This window comes from Methylobacterium sp. P5_C11 (genome assembly GCF_054049775.1).
This window is the reverse complement of record NZ_JBFULS010000036.1, coordinates 1-17,727: the sequence shown is the minus strand read 5'-3', so window position 1 is coordinate 17,727 and position 17,727 is coordinate 1. Positions and strand designations below refer to the sequence as shown.

Below are 17,727 nucleotides of genomic sequence, written 5' to 3'. Positions count from 1 at the left end.
GGGAATGCCGAAGCTGACCAAGAAGGCGGTCGACGCCGCGGCCCCACGGGAGGCCAAGTACTTCGTCTGGTGCAGCGAGCTGCCGGGCTTCGGCGTCCGCGTGTTCCCGAGCGGCAAGCGGGTCTACTACGCCGACTACCGGACGAAGGCCGGCACGCGCCGCCGCATGTCCCTCGGCGCCCATGGCAAGATCACCGTCGAGGAGGCGCGCAAGCTCGCGATCGTGACGCTGGGCGACGTGATCCGCGGTGAGGACCCGGCGGAGGAGCGCGCCACCCGGCGCGGCTCGATGACAGTGGCCGAGCTGTGCGACGCCTACCTCGTCGCGGCGGAGAAGGGCCGGGTGATGGGGAAGGGCGGTCAGGCCAAAAAGGCCTCGACCCTCTATACCGACAGGGGCCGGATCGAGCGGCACATCAAGCCGCTGCTGGGCCGGCGCCTGGTCGCCGATCTGACGACGCAGGACGTCCAGCGGTTCGTGTTCGACGTCCAGGCCGGAAAGACCGCCGACGTGGTCAAGACCGGCTTCCGAGGCAAGGCGGTGGTCGAGGGCGGCTCCGGCACCGCGACGCGCACCGCAGGGCTCCTGGGCGGGATCCTGAGCTACGCCGTGACCGAACGCGTCATCACAGCGAACCCGGCTATCGGCGTGAAGCGGCCTGCCGGCAAGAAGCGGAAGCGGCGCCTGACGCCGGACGAGTACGCCGCGCTTGGAAAGGCGCTCGCGGAGGTGGAGGAGGGCGGTCTGGAGCGGTGGCAGGCGGTGGCCGGCGTTCGGCTGCTGGCGCTCACAGGATGCCGGCTCGGCGAGATCATGAAGCTGCGCTGGTCGGAGATCGATCGAGCAGAGCCATGCCTGAGGCTCGAGAACTCCAAGGAGGGCGCCTCGGTCCGGCCGATCAGCAAGGCCGTGCTGCTGATTCTGGACGGCATCGAACGAGCCCCTGGCTCGACCTACGTGCTGCCGACGGCGCGGGGAGGGCAGGGGCCTTTCGCCAGCCTCGACGACGCCCTGGAGCGCATCGTAGCTCGTGCTGGCTTGGAGGGCGTCACGGCGCACACCCTGCGGCACGCGTTCGCCTCAACGGCTGGCGATCTCGGATACAGCGACTCCACGATCGGCGCGATGCTGGGCCACGCCGGGCACGGGGTAACATCTCGCTACATCCACCACCTCGATGCGGTGCTTCTCGCGGCCGCGGACCGGGTCGCGATGCAGATCGCGGGCGCGATAACCCCGAAACAACGTCCCGACCGAGGGTGACGGCAGAATGCGCGCCCTAGTGACTGTCTACGGACCTCATTTCTAGGGCGATGTCCTTCATAATAATTGAGATGGAAGCCCAGTACGACCTTGACCCATAATGATCAAATCTGATCATCGGACCAACAAACCAGTTGCGGTCATAATCTTCAACTAAAGATTTATCAGTAGATGCCGCGTCGTGCATCAAATGGAATGTCACAAAATCCATCTTATCTTTGATGGCTTCGATTTTTCGCAGCTTTCTATCTGCAAATTTCCGAGCCATGAATGACGAGTTGGCTGGCTTGACTCCGTTTTCCGTCATGATTTTCAACGGCTTGACAGCATCTCCTGAAAACATCGCAGTTGCGATGGCCGTATTGCTACAGTTCTCGCGTAGAACAACATCGGAGAAAGGCGACCTAGCCTCACGGTGCGACCGAGCGTACTTCTTTATTTCTAGCAGATCTTCATCGGAAACCTGCTCTGCMAATTTGCCAGAGTATATGTTTCCATAGTATCCGTCGTATTTTTGCGATAGATCCTCATATTCTCGAAATAATCGATCGCTTTGCTTTAAGATTAGATATTCTTCTATTGGCATCAAATTCGGCAGGAAATTCGGCAAATCAGCAAATTCGGGAGACGACGGGTCGCTTTGCTTTAATCCAGCGTCCTTGGCTATAAGCCAAGCATCGTGCAAGATACCTTTACTTGAGTGATTCTTGAACTGCTGCTTGGAATTTTCGATATTTTTTAAAGACAGCCTGAGTTCTTCTACATTTCTAGCGGCACCGACCGCCTCACTCACATAGATTTCTCGACCCTGAAGCTCACTGAGCGCATCATCAAACGCCTGCATTTTGTCTTGAGCTGATTTAACGCAGGCTTGCTTATTGGTGTAGAATGCCCCTCCAACCGTTATAACGACTGCAGTTAGAGACCAAATCAATATTGGACTATTTATATATTTGTATATTTTCGATTCCTTCTTTGATGTCCCCAGACTGTATGATGATCCCTTTTTGCTCAAAAGATCATTATCAATCGGGCTCATTCTGCACCTTCCTATTTTGTATAAAATTGTGTCCTGACCTAGATAATCGGCTAATTGAGTGCAGATCGCACATCCGTGTCCCTGCCAGCATCAAGCACCGATATTTATCTTTTCAGTCGATGAGTATACCAGCTGCGCTGAACAGGCGTCACTCCATGTGCTTGGCTACCCATTCTTCAAACGACAGCCCATTGTCGACGAGCAATCCAGAGTGGCAATCAAGCGCGCGGTCGATCGCCTTGCGGTCCCAACGGGTTGTGCCGCGTATTGCCTTAGGCACGATGCCCCTACGGACCCAATCGTCGAAGGCCGAGACCGAATCGCATCCGCAATACTCCGTGGCCTAATCACGGCTCAGCCCTTGAGGCAGCATGCCGAGGGGGAGCTTCGTCATGCGGGGCTCCGGGGCACGCTCGGATCGGTCTTGCGGAGCCTGACGCCCGGCCCCTCGCCGTTCTCCTGGATGAAGATGACGCCGGCTGCTTCGAGAGCCGCCTGCATAGCAGTCAGCGTTGACTGCTTCGCATCGGCTCCGTTCTCAATGCGTGTGACGGTGTTCGCTGTGACCCCGGCCTTCTCAGCTAATTCGCGGACGCCCCACCCCACTGCAGCACGAGCCATCCGGATCTGAACAGGCGTCATTTGGTTTTTGTCCAAACGCGAGTTGACGCCGTACCAATTGACGGCTTATAGGTACACTGTACCAACGCAGGGCGACAAAGCCAACCCGCGTTGGGTCACAGACCCCCTAGTGCCTTTCAGCCCCGGAGATCCCCGGTCATGGCAACGCCCCCGCTCGCCCCGCGTCCGGCCAAGCGCCGGCTCATCACGCCTCCGCCGACCCGAGCCGACGCCCTGCTCGACCCGGACATGATCGTCCGAGGCTCGGTCATCCGCGCCACGCGGCCGGACACCGCCCACGTCCGCGCGCCTCGCTTCCTGGATGTCGCCGGCGAGCTGCTGACGGCCACGCTCCTCATCGCCGGTGGCGTCTTCGCCTACGGCTTCATCCCGACCGTCTGAGGAGGCTCCTGTGAAGCCAGCACGCCCCTACCAGCCCGCCGGTCTGCGCCAGCGCGCGGCCGCGCTGCGCAACAACGTGACCCGCCGGGTCAAGCCGAAGCCCGCGCCTGCCATGCCGACGCCGGGCACCGTGGCCGCCGCGGTCGAACTCGACGCGCTGTCCGTCCCCGAGCTCGTGGAGCTGCACGACACCGCCTCACTGATCGCCGAGGTTTGTTGCGCCATCACGTGCCAGCCTCGGTGCATCGTGAAGGTTGCAGACGGATCTGAGGAGCCCAACGCCTCCGGCCGCTTGGCAGCCTGGCAGATGGGCCTCTGCACCGCATTGCAGGATCGATGCATCGATCGCCTCGGCGACGTCGCCGAGACCGCCCGCCGCGACGGCGCGGCCGAACTGCTCGCCGCTGCCGCTGAAGCCCTTCGCACGAGGCTTTGAGAGATGAGCAATGTCATCCCGTTTCGCCGCCGTCAGCGGTCGATCATTCCTGACACGCGGACCCGCATAGAGGGCGCCCTCGCGCTGGCTCTCGACGCCGTCGACCACCTCGTGACCGCGCTCGATGAGCTCGATGGCGATCCAGACCTGGAAGACGGAGGCGACGCCGAGCCCAGCCTCGGCGCACCCGAGAACCATCATGGCGCGCAGGTCATATGGCTGCGCGGCGGCGATCGCGATCTGGAGGGCGCCTAGAAGACCGCGGGCGCACTGCTTTTAAGCCGTGCACCCGCAAATTTTCCGCTGGCTTACCTACCGGCGATTGACATTACCTCCGAATCCTCCAAGTTCATTGGCGGATGTTGTGGAGCTAACGGACTTTTCCGGAGCGTACGGACCTCAGCGGAGCTAGCTGGTAGGCCTGTTCGGTTAGTCCTCGGATAATCTTCCCGTCGCACATCCAAACAGCGCCTCCGTTTGATCTGGCCGGCTGCAGACCAGCCCGGCTCTCAGACCTCCGGAGCGACATCTATGAGCGAAAATCACAGTTTCACGGCCGCTGCATGTTTGGAGAAGCCCCCGCTTCGCCGTTGGGAGGCCAGCCGTTATCTCCGCGATCACTTTGGCATCGAACTGACGCCATCAACACTGGCCAAGATCGCGTGTCTCAACAGCGACGGGCCGCCATTTTATAAGGCCGGCCGCACACCGCTTTACCCGGTCCAAGAGCTTGATCAGTGGGCGCTCGCGCGTCTCGGGCCGCTCCGCCGCAATACAAGCGGAGGGCGAGCATGAGCGCCTCCGTTCACACCTTTCCGCGCCGCGTCCGCCCGCGGCCCGATCCGGTCCCGGACGATGCGAAACCCGTTGGCCGGGCGCGTGAGGTCTTGGTCGCCCCGGACAGCGAGTCGACCTGGTGCTGCCTGCTCACGGACGAAGGCGGGGGCTCGGAGCTCGCTGGCGGCGTAACGAAGCGGCAAGCCCTCTACGCGGCGGTCGAGGCGGTGCTGAAGTTCAACGCCGAGATGACCCTGCGCAACGCTTGGCCGACGAGGTAGGCGCATGGGAGAGTCGGCCTACGACATCGCCCGGAGCTACGTGCTCCGGGGCTGGAATCCCGTACCCATCCCGTTCCGGACCAAAGGCCCAAAGGACGCGGGTTGGCAAGACCGCGTCCTCACGGAGGCGACCGTCGGCCGCTTCTTCAACGGCGCCGCTCGGAACATCGGCGTGGTGCTAGGCACGTCGTCCGGCGGCCTCACGGATGTTGACCTCGACTGCCCCGAAGCGATCGCGGCGGCCGACGATCTGCTGCCGGACACGGCGGCCATCTTCGGCCGGCCGTCGAAACCGCGCTCGCACTGGCTGTACCGGACGACGCTGGCCGAGACGGCCGGCAAGGCCAACATCAAATTCACAGACCCGATCGGCAAAGACACGCTGGTCGAGCTGCGGATCGGCGGTGCCAAGGGCGCACAGACCGTGTTCCCGGGCTCGGTGCACGTCGACGGCGAGCGGATCGCCTGGGACCGTGATGGTGAGCCCCAGGAAGTACCGGGCGCGCACCTACAGGCCCGCGTCGCGGCGTTGGCGGCCGCGGCGGTCTTTATTCGACACTGGCCGCCCCCGGGCAGCCGGCACGAAGCTTCCAAGGCTCTTGGCGGGTTCCTGTCCCGGGTCGGTTGGACAGTCGATGACATCACCTGCTTCGTTGAGACGGTGGTCGACGCGGCTGGCGACGACGAACGGGAAGACCGGATCCGCGCTGCCGAGGATGCTGCCCGAGCGCATAAGACCGGGGGCCGGGCCTACGGCATCCCGAAGCTCGACGAGCTCTTCGGCAAGGGGGTAGGGGTCACCGTTGCGGGATGGCTCGGCTACGCACCCAAAAAGGCCGAGAAGGCCAAGGCCGATCCGTCCGACACAGCCTTCAAGATCCGCACCGCGAGAGATCTCGGCGGCACGGAATTCGGCGAGATCCGGTATGTGGTGCCAGGGTACGTGGTCGAGGGGCTCACCCTCTTCGCCGGCAACCCGAAGATCGGGAAATCGTGGTTCTGCCTCGACGTCGGCCTCGCGGTCTCCTTGGGTGGCGAGTGCCTTGGAGGCGTCACCTGCGAGCAAGGGGACGTGTTGTATTTGGCGCTGGAGGATAACGACCGGCGCCTGAACAAGCGCATCGGGATGCTCCTGCCGTTCGTCGACCCGAAAGACTGGCCTGCCGCCTTTCAATACACGACCGTCGCGCCTCGGGGGCAAGCCGCGCTCGACGAACTACGGAAGTGGATCGAGGGGGCTCACAACCCGCGGCTGATCGTCGTTGATGTGCTGCAGATGCTTCGTGAGGGGCGCGGCAACCAGGAGAGCCAGTACGAGGCGGACTACAAGGTGATTAAGGGGCTCCAAGGCCTCGCGCTGGAGTTCAACATCGCGATCATCGTCGTCACACACACTCGTAAGGGCCCCGCCGATTTGGATCCCTTCGAGAAGGTCAGCGGGACGCTCGGCCTCTCGGGCGGTGCCGACACAACCTTGATCCTGGCCCGGGGGGCAACGGGCGCCACGCTCTACGGCCGTGGCCGCGATATCGAGGAGATCGAGACCGCGGTGGAGTTCGAGGCGGGAGCCTGCCGCTGGCGGCTGCTGGGCGATGCGGTCGAGATCCGGCGCAGCGATGAGCGGCGGGCGATCCTGGATGCGCTGAAGGGTGCTGGCCGGCCGCTTGGGCCGAAGGAGATCGCAGACCTCACCGAGCTGAAGGGCGACAACGTGAGGAAGCTCCTCGCCAAGCTCGTGAAGGCCGGCGAGGTCCGTGTGGTCGGATACGGCCGCTATACCCCAGTCACACCGATCACACCGGTCACAGTTTCGGAAAACGAAACGTCTGACCCCTCCTTCATGCACTAGCAAGTGTGACCAGTGTGACCAGTGTGACCACCCACGGGGGGGGGTGAATCTGGTGTTCTGGTAGCCTGGGTGTTGCGATTATCGAAACATCCAGGGCTGCTACGCCAGCTAAAACGACGTCGCGAAGTGTGACCGGCAGTGTGACCGGTCAGCCCAGGCCGGTCACATTTCCGGTCCAGCACCTATCCTGCGGGATCAAACACCGCTCCTAAAGCTGCGCCGCACAGCCCCGGGAGCAAAGCGACACGATCCACCGGGCGATCTCGGTCGCACGCTCCGTGCTCATGGCGCGGGCCGACGCCACGGCGCTGCCCTCGTCGCCCTGTACCAGCGTCTCCTTCAGCTAGCGTGGCGCTTCGGGGCACGTGAAGCAGCGTCGAGTCGCCTCCTCGGCTCACCACTTCTCCTCGCCGATAAGCGTACCGCTCTGATCGAAGGTGCCGCGCCAGCCACTGTTGAGCAGGCGAACGGTCACCCGCGTGTGGCCGGCATCCTCTTTGATCCGGGCATCGACGTAGCCGTGCCGCTCCAGGCGTTTCAGCTCTTCGGCGCTCACACCGAGCCGCGCGGCGAGCTCGCGAGGGTCGACGACCCAATCGCCCTGGTGACCGAGGGTGAGCCGCATGGACCATACCTTCGCCAGTTCGGCAGCCGGTTCGGTCCTGATCTCGGCTGATCAGGCGCCGTTGCTCTTACCCGATCAATAGGCGGATCAGCAGGCAAGCCACTGATGAGCCGGCGAACGCGATGCCGAGCAGGATTGGGCTGTCGAGTTGGTCCGCGCCATCGACGCACTGACCTCGACGGTGGTCCGGATGGTTAGCTGCGGCATTGCTCGCCGAGCTCGTGTTCAGGTCCGGATAGACTGGATAGACAGGCGCGCTCATTGAAATCTCCTGTTGAAAGGAGGCTCGACTCACCCTGATCTGACCATAGTCCTGTCGCCAAACCCGATCAAATCCAGGCCCGCTGATCGCGGTAGCGCTCGCCCTGTGCGGGCACTAAGCCCCCCCAAATATTCGGCGTAGCAAGAACGGGAAAGCTTCGGAAAGAACGGGGAATATTGCCTCCTAAGCCGCAGCAAAACACACTGCTGCTGGATATTCGGAGGCACACATGGACACCGCACGCACCGACATGCTGACCGTCGATGACGTGGTTCGCGAGAGTCGGCTGAGCCGCGCCGGAATCTACAACGCCATGCAGCGCGGCGACCTTGTCGCCCGGAAGTATGGCCGCCGCACCCTGTTCAGCCGTGCCGACTTCGACGCCTTCCTGAATGCCATGCCGCGGCGGGCCGCTCGCCCGGGCATCGCTCGGCGCGAGGCCGCCTGATCCCAGTTCGCCGGGCGGCCCCTCCGTCCGTCTGGCGAGGCACCTGCGGCGCACGGTTTCAGGCCCCGAGCGTCGTGGGTGCCGCCCTTTCAACCAAGCTGCAGGACGTGTTGCCGATGACCGACATCAGCCGCAACGAAGCCGCTCAGATCGCAGCGCTCTGCACCGAGTGCGGCGTCCCGCATCTCGCCGCCGGCTTCCTCGGTCAGGGCTTGGGCCTCGACGAGGTCAAGACCCGCGTCAGCAAGGTCGGCACCGTCATGCAGATGGCGGCCATCGCACGGCGCAAGGAGCCGAGCATCCCGGCCGAACTCGCCACCAACATGCTGGCCGAGGGCTTCGGCATCCAGGAGATCCGAGCCGAGCTGTTCAACCGGATCGTGGTCGAGGAAGAGAAGACCTCGATTTCATCCCACGTCCCGGTCGACAGCGGCAGCGCTGGCCTTGCTGCCTCGCGCCTCTCGATGGAGCGGACGCTGAAGGCCATGGGCGTCACCCCGAAGGACGGGGCCGGCGCATGAACGGGCGTGCTGAGATCGTCCAGGCCATCCAGACCTTGGCCGCGGAGTGGCGGGGCCGCTCCATGTCGGACGAGGCACAGGCTCAGTTCGACGACCTGACCCGGAGCCTGGACGCCTACGACGAGGGGGCCGTGGCCCTCGAACAGGCGGCGCGGCAGTCGAAGGTACCCGTTCCCCTCGCGGAGAGGTTCACCCGCAGGCGCGTCATCGCCAGCGCAGGCGACCGCGCCGTCGCTGTGCAGGACATGCAGGCGCTGGCCGCAGAGTATCGTGCTCGCTCCATGCCGTTCGAAGCGCAGTCTGCCTTTGATAGGATCGTGGCCGCCATTGAGGACTACGACGCGCGGTGCAAGGCCATCGCGTCCGCTCCACCCGATCCGAGGGACAGCGTGCTCGCCGCGATGCGGGTGGCCGCTCGTGGAGGGTCGCCCTGGTGATGGGATTGTGTATCCCTTCCGCAACATTGCGACCCTCCTGCCACAGGCCGAGGGACCCTGCCGGTCCGACGGAAAGACGGGCTGTAGAGGCGCGGCCCCTTCCTAGCGCTGAGGGTCGAAAACCCGGTAACGCCCGTGAACAGTTCACGGGTAACGCGACGAAATTCAAGCAATCACAGCTACTTAGCCGTTACCCAGACCGTTCACGGTGGGGGTAACCGGTAACAGGTAACGCCAGACCCGTGAACGGTGAACGCTCCGGGTGAACGCACAGCAGGAGCCGGCCCGTGAAGACACCCAGCCAGAAGACCGCCAAGCCCGCCACCGACCTCGTGGCGCTGAGCCGTACCGGCACCGACCTCGACGCCCTGGACGCCGGGCTCGCCGAGGCCCGCGGCCAGATCGCGGCCGCCACCCGAGACCGGGATGCCGCCGAGGCCAGCTATCGGGAGCAGATCCTCGACGCATCGCCCGCGGAGTTGGCGAAGATCCAGGAGACCAAGGCCCGGGCGGTCGTCGACCTGGACCGCGCCGAGGCCCTCGTGGCGGCGCTCACCCGCCGCATCGCCAGCGTCCGGGACGACCGGGAGCGGGACGCCCGCCGCGTCCAGCACGCCGATGCCGTGGCGAAATGCGACGCCATCCGCGCGCGGCTCCCGGCCGAGTACCGCCGGCATGCCCTGGCCCTGCGGATCCTGCTCCGGGATCTCGCCGAAGCTGAGGTGGCCCGTGAGCAAGCCTCCCCCCTGCAGGAAGAGTTCGGCTGGATCCCGCCCGTCGAGGACGAGTTGCGCCGCCTCGCCCGCACACCGGAGGAGATCCTCAGCCGGGAGGAGGTCCTGCTCTGGACGATCAATGGCCGGGGAGAGCCGGTGCCGGACGCTCAGCAGGCGGAAGTGCAGCCCCAGGCGGGCGGCAATAAGGGGCTTCTTTACCCGGGCAACCCGGGGAGGGTCGCCGGTCGCGGTGTCCCGTTCGAGTGCACCCGTCGCCGCTACACCCGCACCCGCTACCGCGCCGCGATCGAAGCGCCATGGAACGGCTCATCGCTCCTGAACGCCGTGAACCTACCGGCCTTCGACGCTCACCACGAGGACTTCGTGACCGCCGAGCGGTTCCGCAGCGTCGACACCGCCCTCGCTCACCTGAGCCGCGAATTGCCGGAGCCCGGCGATGACGCCCGCCCGGTGCGGGAGCGGTTCGAGATGCTGGACGACACCCCGCACGACGGCGGCCCCGCCCAGGTCGCGCAGCGCCTGCGGAGCGTGGCGTGACTCTGGCCGAGCTCGATCGCCTCGACGCGGCGGACTGCGCGGAGGCCCACCGCCTCCGCCGGGACACCCGGATCAGCGCGATCATGGATGCTCCGGAGGCCGCGGCCGAGGAGCGCCGCCTCGTCGCCTTCGCGTTGGCGTTGCGCTTCGACCTGTCACCCGACGGGGCGGTGCTGCTGCTCCGCCAAGCGCCGGAGCTGCGCTCAGTCGATGCGGTGTCCTCGTGGGTGGCCCTGATCCCGATCCTGCTTGACGAGGAGACGCGACATTGAGCGCCGCGCTCCTCGAAAACCCTGACTGCTCGCACGTGGCGCTGCTGCGGCAGATCGCGGCTCGCCTGGAGGCGATCGGCACCGATGTCGCCACGGACCTTCTGGTCAGGCTGTCTGAGTCCACCGAGGCGCACATCGCCGTCGTCGAGACCACCATCGCCGCAGTCGAGGCGCTCGAAGCCTCGGCTCCGATCCACTGACCCGCACCGATCCCGGAGGAAACCAGTGCCCGCTCAGCATACCGTGAAGCTCGAAGCCGCCTTGGTCGGCCACGAGGTGTCCCGCGAACTGGTGTTTCGGGAGCCGAAGTGGTCCGACTTCATGAAGCTCGGCCCTTGCTACCGCTGGGTGCCCCGCGGCGACGGCAACCTCGTGGCTGTGCCCGACAACGGTGTGGTCGAGCAGTACGCCGAGGCCTGTCTTCTAAAGCCGGACGACCCCCTCGCGCTCGTACAGCTGGGCCTCGCCGACGCGCACAAGGTGGTCGACCTGTTCGTGGGTTTTGGCCTTGCCGCGGAGGGGGTCGCCGCGGCATCGAAGACGTCGTCAAAGACCTCATCCGAGACTTCGAATGGCGACCTAGCGACCTCAGGGACCTGAGCGCGCGTGAAATCCTCTGGTACTACAGAGAACTGATCGCCCCACCCGAGAAGCGTTAACGCAGCAGATCAGGGGTCTACTCGAATGGCCAAGACCATCGAAGCGAAACTCATCATCACCGGTGAGGATCGCGCGTCCCAGATCTTCGACAAGGTGTCCAAGGCGGCCAAGTCCTTCGCCAAGGAGGCGGACATCTCCGAGAGCATGCGTAAGCTCTCGGGCGAGGCCGCGAAGACGGAGGCGGCGTTCAACGCCGTCAACAAGGCCTTGGCCGGCCGCGGGGGCTTCGCCAAGGCGCAGGCCGAAGCCAAGGCGGCCGAGGCGAGCCTGGAGCAGTACACGAAGGCGCTCGGTGCCGCCCGGCAGGCGAAGGCCGCCTTCGGCAATGTGAAGCCTGCGGCCGGCACGGACGAGGCCGCTCGGTATACGGCCGCTACGAAGGCGCTGCGCGAGGTCACGGTGGCGCACCAGCGCGCCGAGCGCGAGGTGACGAAGACCGCCACCGCCATGCGGGCCGAGGCCGCGGCGATGAAGGAGGCGGACAGCGCCGCCGCCCGCCTCGGGGCGGACCTGTCGAACCTGGAAGGTCACCAGCGCCGGCTGAAGACCGCGTTTGAGGCGACCACCGCCGCCCTCGGGCGTGAGGTTCAGATGCAGGACCGGGCCGCTGCGTCGGCCCGGCGCCACGCGCACGAGCAGGCCGAGCATGCCCGCCACGTCCGGCAGCACGGGGTCGTCAACCTCGCCGCCACCGCCGCAGCCGGCTACGTCGGTGCGCATGGGGTGATCCACACCGCCGAGCGTGCCGCGCATGCGGGCGCCGAGGTGCAACGCGAGCGGGTCAAGCTGGAGGCGGCCGGCGTCCCGGCGGCCGAGCGCCAGCACATCACGGACGAGAGCCTGAAGCTCGCGGTGGAGATGAAGAACGTGACCCAGTCCTCCGTGATGGAGCTCTGGAAGGAGATGCGGTCCGTGATGACCGACCCGCACGAGGTGGACCACATCATCCGCCCGATGGTTCAGGCGAAATCGATCCTCGACGCCAACGATTCCACCGGCACCGCCAGCCACGGCCTCGGGCTGCTCATCAAGGGCGCCGAGGCGATCGGCGCGGCCAAGGACCCGGAGCGGTTCACCAAGCTCCTCGATGGCTACGTGAAGGCCATGCAGGTGATGGGTAAGATCATCACCCCCGAGGGCATCTACGAGATGCAGAAGTACTCGAAGGCCGCGGGCGCGCGGTGGTCGGACCGCTTCATCATGACCACGATGCAGTCGCTCGGTCAGGAGATGGGCGGCTCGACCGCCGGTAACTCCGTCCAGATGGCGCAGAAGCAGATCGTCGGCGGGATGCAGAACCTGCATTCCAAGGCCAAGGAGTTCGCTCGCATCGGCCTGATCGACGAGAAGAACCTCGACTACCTGAAGACGGGTGAGGTGAAGGGCGTCAAGGCCGGCGTGAAGCACGCGGTGAAGGGCGACGACCTCGCAGCCACGGACTTCGACCAGTGGGTCTACACGATCCTGCTGCCGCACCTGCGTAAGGCCGGCATCAAGGCGGAGAGCGATCAGCTCGCCTGGATCCAGAAGAACTTCACCTCGACGGCCGCCGACGTGGTGTCGAAGCTGGTGACGCAGCGCGAGAGCTTCGAAGCCCACGCTCGAGGATACGGCGCCGCCTCGGGCACGGCCGGCCAGGCGCTGAACCGAGATGACGCTCTGACGGGCGTGCAGTCGATTTCCAAGAGCTTGGAGACCTTCGCGGGGGTCGTTACGGCCCCGGTGATGAAGGACGCCGCACACGGGCTCGACGCTATTGCCGGGCGGATCGGCGCGTTCTCGACCAGCCTGGAGGCCTTTAACAAGGCGCACCCGGACATCGCGAAATACGAGGCCGGGGCAGCGCTCGGCGTGGGCTTCGCGGGTGCGGGCGCCGCGTCGGCGGCGGTGTGGAAGCTGATGAGCGGCGGCTTCGGTCTGAAGGGCTCGGCTGTCGCGCTCGACGGCTCGGCCGCAGCCTTGTCGGCCGCAGCGGTGAAGCTTGGAGGTGGCAGCCTTGGCGGCTTGCCGGGCGCCCCAGGCGGGGCTGCAAGCAAGGGCGGCAAGCTGAAGGGCGCACTGAGCTTCGGCCTGAACGCCTTCGGCGCCCTCGCGCTGGAACCGTTGGCCGAGAAGGCGCAGCAGCATCACATCTTCGAGCTGCCGAACCTCGAACAGGATGGTTGGTTGCGGTCGGGCCTGAACTTCCTCGACCCGAACGCCGGCAACGCCATCCTGGGCGACCGCTCGAAGGCCATCCCGAGCATGACGCTGAAGCAGGGCGACGTGCCCTACAGCCTCGGCGGGTCCGGCCTGAATAGCTTCGGTCTCAGTGGCGCACAGAGCCCGGAGGCTTTGGCGAAGCGTGATGCCGATCGCTACGCCCGCGGCCTGGCCGACGCCCGGAAGAACGCGGCCCCGCTCAACCCCGGCGACGAGCTGCCGGGCCTCGGCCCCGAGATGGCCACCAAGGCGCAGGAGAAAGGCACCGAGGCCGGCAAGAAGGCCGGTGACGGCATCAAGCAGGGGCTGTCCGACAAGGCGCCGGAGGTGCAGGAGCAGGGGCTCGGCATCATGCAGCGCCTGCAGCAGCTGTTCTCCGCCGGCGTCTTCATCCCGATCAATTTTGCCCCCGGCGCTGGCTCAAGCGGCGTGGGCGGGGGCTCTGGCGTTCAGACCGCCAGCTTCGGCGGAGGCGGTGGCCTCGGCAGCATGATCCAGCGCACCGGCTTCGGCGGCGGTGGTGTTGGTGTTGGTAGCGGGATCGGGATGGGCGGCGGAGGGGGCGGTGGTCTCAGCTTCCGAGGCGGCGGTTCGGGTGGCAGTGGGGCAAGCGGGGATGGCGCGATACCCGGCATCCCCGCCTCAGTCGAGATGACGGATGCCGAGCGCAACATGCTCGGCTTGATCCAGCTGCACGAGAGCCACGGTCGGAACACCCTGAACTACGTGGGTACCCGCCAGGGCCTCGATCCGATGACGGCCCGAGGCGCCACCGCTCAGGGCTATTTCCAGATCCTCAACTCCAACTGGCGGCGGCTCGCGCCCGGTCTCGGGATCAAGACGCGGAACGCGATGTCCTCCACCCTGGAGGAGCAAACGCGCGTCGCGCTGGCGCTTCTGCGGAGCAGGGGTGGACGGCCTCAGGATTGGGCTCCGTTCAATCCGTCGCTCCGTGCGGCCATTCGCCGGGGCGATCGCGCGCCGTTGGGCAGCAACCTGTCCGGCGTGAAGGACGCGGCGGCCGCCGAGCTTCGGCTCGTGAAGGGCCTCGACGGCATCGAGGGCTTGGATCTCGGCGACGGCACCATGCGCATGCCGAACGGGTCGATCCGGTCGATCACCGGCGGCGGGCCTCAGGTCCCAGATGCACCGGCAGCCGGCGCGGGCGCTCGCGGGATGGGAGATCTCAGGGAGCACATCGCCGAGCTTGGACGGCATGTCGATCGGTTCGGCCAGTCCGGCTTCTACGGCCAGATCGAGCTGACGGGCCTGCGTCGCAGCGGAGTCCGGGCGACCTCGGTGCGGGTGAAGAGCCGCGGCGGTCTCACCGCCGACATGGGCATCTCGGAGCCCGGGGCGAAGGAAGACCTGAGCGACTGGAGTTGAGCGAGCGTCGCCGCAGTTACAGTCTAGAAATGTCGCATGAAATCCGCAGATATTTGACGCAATCTGCCGAAAATCCCGAAACTCCTCTTGACTAATGCGCACATTGGCCTCGTTCGTTTTGCACGCAAAATGAGGAGATGCAAATGGACGAGAGCACTCAAGTTTCAGGAGCGGAGCACTTCGATTTTATCGATCTCACTGCCACCGTTGTCGCCGCCTACGTTTCGAACAACTCGRTGCGGCCGGCCGACCTCCCGGCTCTTCTGAGCGAAGTTCACGCTGCGGTCGCCGGGCTTAACAGTGCCCCTGCTTCCACCGAGACGAAGGTCGAGAAGCTGACGCCCTCGCAGATCCGCAAGTCGATCACGCCGGACGCGCTGATCAGCTTCATCGACGGCAAGCCGTACAAGACGCTGAAGCGGCACCTGAAAGGCGCTGGGCTGACGATCGAGGAGTACCGCGAGCGCTTCGGCCTTCCGCGCGACTACCCATCCACCGCAGCCAACTACTCGGCCCAGCGCTCAGCGCTCGCCAAGAGCCTGGGCCTTGGCCTTGGCAACCAGCGCCGGAACGCGGCCCCGAAGGCTGCTGCCGCCGACGAGACGGTTGCGGAGGCGCCCAAGGCCCGTGGTCGAAAGAAGGCTGCGGAACCGGCCGCCGCGCCGACTGAGAAGCCAGCCCGGGGCCGAAAGAAGGTCGCTGTCGCGGCTGAGTGAGCTACCTGCATAGTAAGGATTCATGCAGCCCCGCCGGCACCGCCGCGCGGGGCTTTTTCACGCTTGCGCTTAGACCGTCACGGCCTCTGCCGACATGTCTGACCGAACAGCATCCGGCATCTCTGCGAAAGCACGGTAGCCGGCCGCCTGGGCCGCGACGTCGAGCGCCCGATCCGCGCTCTCGGCCTGACCCGTCCAGAGCACCGCGCGAGTGCTGTTCTGCCTCACCTGGAAAATCGTCATGGATTCCTCCCGTGTCGCCGATCGTTCGTCGACTGACAAATGGCAAGGTTCCCTCAGACGATCCGGGACGCAATAGGCTGCCGCCTCATCCGATAGGACGGCGGCTTGCCTATGTCAGAGCCAGGGCGAGCCGCCTTATTCGGCGAAGTACGACCGATGTATTCGCGCCTAGGCCCAAAGCTATGACCAAAGGTTCGTGGTAGCCGCTCAACAACCTGACTTCAGGGTTAACCCTGAACGGATCCGCCCGCATCCATCAACCAGAATGGCTCCCTAGATTAGGGGCGGCATACTGGCGATAGAGCATTGCATGCCGCCGCGCCGCTTCTGAACACATAAAAGTGATGGGCGCCGGGCAATGATTGCTGAGAGATGTCTTGTCTTCGCTCGGATTACATAGGTTAAGCGGAGTCGCTCGGCATATTCGATCGAGCGCCAAAAAATGGGGGGAAGAGAGTGATAAACGAAAGCATCGGGCATGCTCCCGAATTGACCGAGGTGTCTGTCGCGATTGTCGCCGCTTACGTGTCGAACAATCCCGTCCCCGCCTCCGAGCTTCCTACCCTGATCCGGAACATTCATGGCGTAGTCGCGGGCTTAGCCTCCGGCGCCACCCCTGGGACGGCCGCCTCCGCAGGCCAGGTCGAGAAGCCTTCGGCCGCGCAGATCCGCAAGTCGGTGCAGCACGACGGGATCGTCAGCTTCATCGACGGCAAGACCTACAAGACGCTCAAGCGCCATCTTTCCAGCCACGGTCTCGATGCGAGGTCCTACCGCGAGCGCTACGGTCTACCGGTCGACTACCCGATGGTCGCGCCGGGCTACGCCGCCCTGCGCTCGGCGCTCGCGAAGGCAATCGCCTTTGGCCAACCCGGTGGCATGGCCAGGCGCAAACGCTTGGGGACCGAGGCTGCCTGAAAGTCCGTGATGCCGGCACGAGCACTTTGCCGCGCGTCCGACGGTGCCATTGTGATGAAATCTGCGGGGACGTTACCCTGCCCGCATCGGACGCTTGTCTGATTTGCGATACTCTAAGCCCGCCCGGCTCGCCGGCGCGGGCTTTTTTATAATCGCGCCGATAAGGCAACGTTGACTCTGTGAAAAGCACGCATGAAACCGCGAGGCGTGGCCGTAGTTTCTGCGACCATGGAAGGCTTCGCGCGATCACCAGTTGGTTGCCTCATGCCTGGTTCGGGGGCACTCGCGCGCATGCCGCTCGCCGACTTCGTCGCGCGCTGGCGGGTCATCACGGGAGAGCCGCCGGCGGTAATGCTGGACGACCGGTTCCGGATGTTGGCGCTCTTGGTCGAAAGCTTTCCTGCGGCGCCACTCAGACCGAAGGCACCGATCCAACTCCATGACCCCATCCAACGCGATGCCCGCTTGGATGCGCTCTCGTCTACCGAGCTGCCATCGAACGTTTTGAGGTTTCGCCCCCGAGCCACTCGCTCCCCCGCCCGTGAGCAGATAGGCGCGGGGCCGAGCGGCCAAGAACCATCAGCCGCGCGCCGCCCGCCAGCCTGCCGCCTTCRCCTGATCCTCGCTGCAGAACATCCGCTCGCCGGAGCTCGCGTCGATCACGGTCAGGTCGTAGTCCCGGGTCCCGGGCAGGTGGTAGATCTTGTCGCCCTTGCGCGAGATGTTGCCCTTGATCGCGCCGGYGGCCTGTACGGGTGCCGGCGTGGCCTCTGGGGGCATCCCCATCTCCGGCCTGGTCTTGACGCCGCGTTGAGATAAAAATGGTGTTGTGGTCGGATGGAAGAAGCCGTGATGCTCGCTGCTGCGAATCGAGCAGCACCGCGTATCAAGGCATTTACCGTAGATAAAGCACGCAAATTAGGTATCATTACGCGGCGCTGATCAGAGACCGTTTGGGTCGAAGCAAATATCCGTAACTAAGCAGCGCATACCCGTTGCAAAAGCTTTCAATCTTGAATTCGAATTGTTCACCATTGGCATCAGTCAAAACGTCTACACAATCAATAATTGTGCCCCGCCTTGACCACGAAGAG

Annotated in this window: 22 protein-coding genes; 16 read left to right on the top strand and 6 right to left on the bottom strand. The window is 64.9% G+C overall.

All coding sequences use genetic code 11. From position 1 onward, the window contains the following. Positions 1 to 4: 4 nt before the first annotated feature. Positions 5 to 1,264: a tyrosine-type recombinase/integrase gene (locus tag ACXJKQ_RS18245; protein ID WP_457107143.1), complete on the top strand. Its 1,260-nt coding sequence runs from the start codon at positions 5 to 7 to the stop codon at positions 1,262 to 1,264. A 16-nt stretch (positions 1,265 to 1,280) separates the two neighbouring features. Here ACXJKQ_RS18245 and ACXJKQ_RS18240 read toward each other — a convergent pair whose 3' ends face one another. Further along, positions 1,281 to 2,303 carry a hypothetical protein gene (locus ACXJKQ_RS18240; RefSeq protein WP_457107142.1) on the bottom strand — a complete coding sequence of 341 codons (1,023 nt, stop codon included), beginning with the start codon at positions 2,301 to 2,303 and terminating at the stop codon, positions 1,281 to 1,283. A 390-nt stretch (positions 2,304 to 2,693) separates the two neighbouring features. Further along, positions 2,694 to 2,924 (bottom strand): helix-turn-helix domain-containing protein, encoded by a 231-nt coding sequence (locus tag ACXJKQ_RS18235; RefSeq protein ID WP_457107181.1) that lies wholly within the window; start codon positions 2,922 to 2,924, stop codon positions 2,694 to 2,696. Positions 2,925 to 3,083: 159 nt separating this feature from the next. Between ACXJKQ_RS18235 and ACXJKQ_RS18230 the strand changes: the two genes are divergently transcribed. The 5 genes from ACXJKQ_RS18230 (at position 3,084) to ACXJKQ_RS18210 (ending at position 6,669) form a co-directional block, all read left to right on the top strand. Then, a complete protein-coding gene (locus ACXJKQ_RS18230) occupies positions 3,084 to 3,326 on the top strand; it encodes a hypothetical protein (protein ID WP_457107141.1) in 243 nt (80 codons plus the stop codon). A gap of 10 nt (positions 3,327 to 3,336) precedes the next feature. After that, on the top strand, positions 3,337 to 3,762 hold the full coding sequence (locus ACXJKQ_RS18225) for a hypothetical protein (protein ID WP_457107140.1): 426 nt from the start codon (positions 3,337 to 3,339) through the stop codon (positions 3,760 to 3,762). Between the two features lie 3 nt (positions 3,763 to 3,765). Next, positions 3,766 to 4,017 carry a hypothetical protein gene (locus ACXJKQ_RS18220; RefSeq protein WP_457107139.1) on the top strand — a complete coding sequence of 84 codons (252 nt, stop codon included), beginning with the start codon at positions 3,766 to 3,768 and terminating at the stop codon, positions 4,015 to 4,017. Positions 4,018 to 4,553: 536 nt separating this feature from the next. Then, entirely contained in the window at positions 4,554 to 4,820 is a 267-nt protein-coding gene (locus ACXJKQ_RS18215; protein WP_457107138.1) for a hypothetical protein, read from the top strand. A 4-nt stretch (positions 4,821 to 4,824) separates the two neighbouring features. Next, on the top strand, positions 4,825 to 6,669 hold the full coding sequence (locus ACXJKQ_RS18210) for an AAA family ATPase (protein WP_457107137.1): 1,845 nt from the start codon (positions 4,825 to 4,827) through the stop codon (positions 6,667 to 6,669). A gap of 394 nt (positions 6,670 to 7,063) precedes the next feature. On the opposite strand, the gene ACXJKQ_RS18205 is transcribed toward ACXJKQ_RS18210, so the two are convergent. Both ACXJKQ_RS18205 and ACXJKQ_RS18200 read right to left on the bottom strand, forming a co-directional pair. Beyond that, positions 7,064 to 7,294, bottom strand: a complete 231-nt coding sequence (locus tag ACXJKQ_RS18205) for a DUF6522 family protein (RefSeq protein ID WP_457107136.1) — start codon at positions 7,292 to 7,294, stop codon at positions 7,064 to 7,066. 67 nt (positions 7,295 to 7,361) lie between these two features. Further along, on the bottom strand, positions 7,362 to 7,556 hold the full coding sequence (locus ACXJKQ_RS18200; protein WP_457107135.1) for a hypothetical protein: 195 nt from the start codon (positions 7,554 to 7,556) through the stop codon (positions 7,362 to 7,364). A 229-nt stretch (positions 7,557 to 7,785) separates the two neighbouring features. Here ACXJKQ_RS18200 and ACXJKQ_RS18195 point away from each other — a divergent pair, with 229 nt between their 5' ends. From ACXJKQ_RS18195 to ACXJKQ_RS18155, 9 genes are all read left to right on the top strand, one after another. Further along, positions 7,786 to 8,004: a helix-turn-helix domain-containing protein gene (locus ACXJKQ_RS18195; RefSeq protein ID WP_457107134.1), complete on the top strand. Its 219-nt coding sequence runs from the start codon at positions 7,786 to 7,788 to the stop codon at positions 8,002 to 8,004. Between the two features lie 116 nt (positions 8,005 to 8,120). Next, on the top strand, positions 8,121 to 8,525 hold the full coding sequence (locus tag ACXJKQ_RS18190; RefSeq protein ID WP_457107133.1) for a hypothetical protein: 405 nt from the start codon (positions 8,121 to 8,123) through the stop codon (positions 8,523 to 8,525). Beyond that, complete coding sequence (locus ACXJKQ_RS18185) at positions 8,522 to 8,962, top strand: hypothetical protein (protein WP_457107132.1); 441 nt, start codon at positions 8,522 to 8,524, stop codon at positions 8,960 to 8,962. Before ACXJKQ_RS18190 ends, ACXJKQ_RS18185 begins: the two co-directional genes overlap by 4 nt. Before the next feature lie 287 nt (positions 8,963 to 9,249). Next, the gene (locus tag ACXJKQ_RS18180; protein ID WP_457107131.1) at positions 9,250 to 10,236 is read left to right on the top strand and encodes a hypothetical protein; all 987 of its coding nucleotides are present in this window, start codon (positions 9,250 to 9,252) and stop codon (positions 10,234 to 10,236) included. Next, positions 10,233 to 10,508, top strand: a complete 276-nt coding sequence (locus ACXJKQ_RS18175; protein WP_457107130.1) for a hypothetical protein — start codon at positions 10,233 to 10,235, stop codon at positions 10,506 to 10,508. The genes ACXJKQ_RS18180 and ACXJKQ_RS18175 overlap by 4 nt, the downstream gene beginning before the upstream one ends. Next, positions 10,505 to 10,708 (top strand): hypothetical protein, encoded by a 204-nt coding sequence (locus ACXJKQ_RS18170; RefSeq protein WP_457107129.1) that lies wholly within the window; start codon positions 10,505 to 10,507, stop codon positions 10,706 to 10,708. Before ACXJKQ_RS18175 ends, ACXJKQ_RS18170 begins: the two co-directional genes overlap by 4 nt. Positions 10,709 to 10,751: 43 nt before the next feature. Then, positions 10,752 to 11,108: a hypothetical protein gene (locus ACXJKQ_RS18165; RefSeq protein ID WP_457107128.1), complete on the top strand. Its 357-nt coding sequence runs from the start codon at positions 10,752 to 10,754 to the stop codon at positions 11,106 to 11,108. A gap of 84 nt (positions 11,109 to 11,192) precedes the next feature. After that, entirely contained in the window at positions 11,193 to 14,756 is a 3,564-nt protein-coding gene (locus ACXJKQ_RS18160) for a hypothetical protein (RefSeq protein ID WP_457107127.1), read from the top strand. Between the two features lie 143 nt (positions 14,757 to 14,899). Further along, positions 14,900 to 15,472 carry a MucR family transcriptional regulator gene (locus tag ACXJKQ_RS18155; protein ID WP_457107126.1) on the top strand — a complete coding sequence of 191 codons (573 nt, stop codon included), beginning with the start codon at positions 14,900 to 14,902 and terminating at the stop codon, positions 15,470 to 15,472. Positions 15,473 to 15,541: 69 nt separating this feature from the next. On the opposite strand, the gene ACXJKQ_RS18150 is transcribed toward ACXJKQ_RS18155, so the two are convergent. After that, entirely contained in the window at positions 15,542 to 15,715 is a 174-nt protein-coding gene (locus ACXJKQ_RS18150) for a hypothetical protein (protein ID WP_457107125.1), read from the bottom strand. Between the two features lie 456 nt (positions 15,716 to 16,171). Here ACXJKQ_RS18150 and ACXJKQ_RS18145 point away from each other — a divergent pair, with 456 nt between their 5' ends. Beyond that, entirely contained in the window at positions 16,172 to 16,633 is a 462-nt protein-coding gene (locus tag ACXJKQ_RS18145; RefSeq protein WP_457107124.1) for a MucR family transcriptional regulator, read from the top strand. Positions 16,634 to 17,212: 579 nt separating this feature from the next. Here the strand turns inward: ACXJKQ_RS18145 and ACXJKQ_RS18140 are convergent. Beyond that, positions 17,213 to 17,413, bottom strand: a complete 201-nt coding sequence (locus ACXJKQ_RS18140; RefSeq protein WP_457107123.1) for a sunset domain-containing protein — start codon at positions 17,411 to 17,413, stop codon at positions 17,213 to 17,215. Positions 17,414 to 17,727 lie beyond the last annotated feature (314 nt).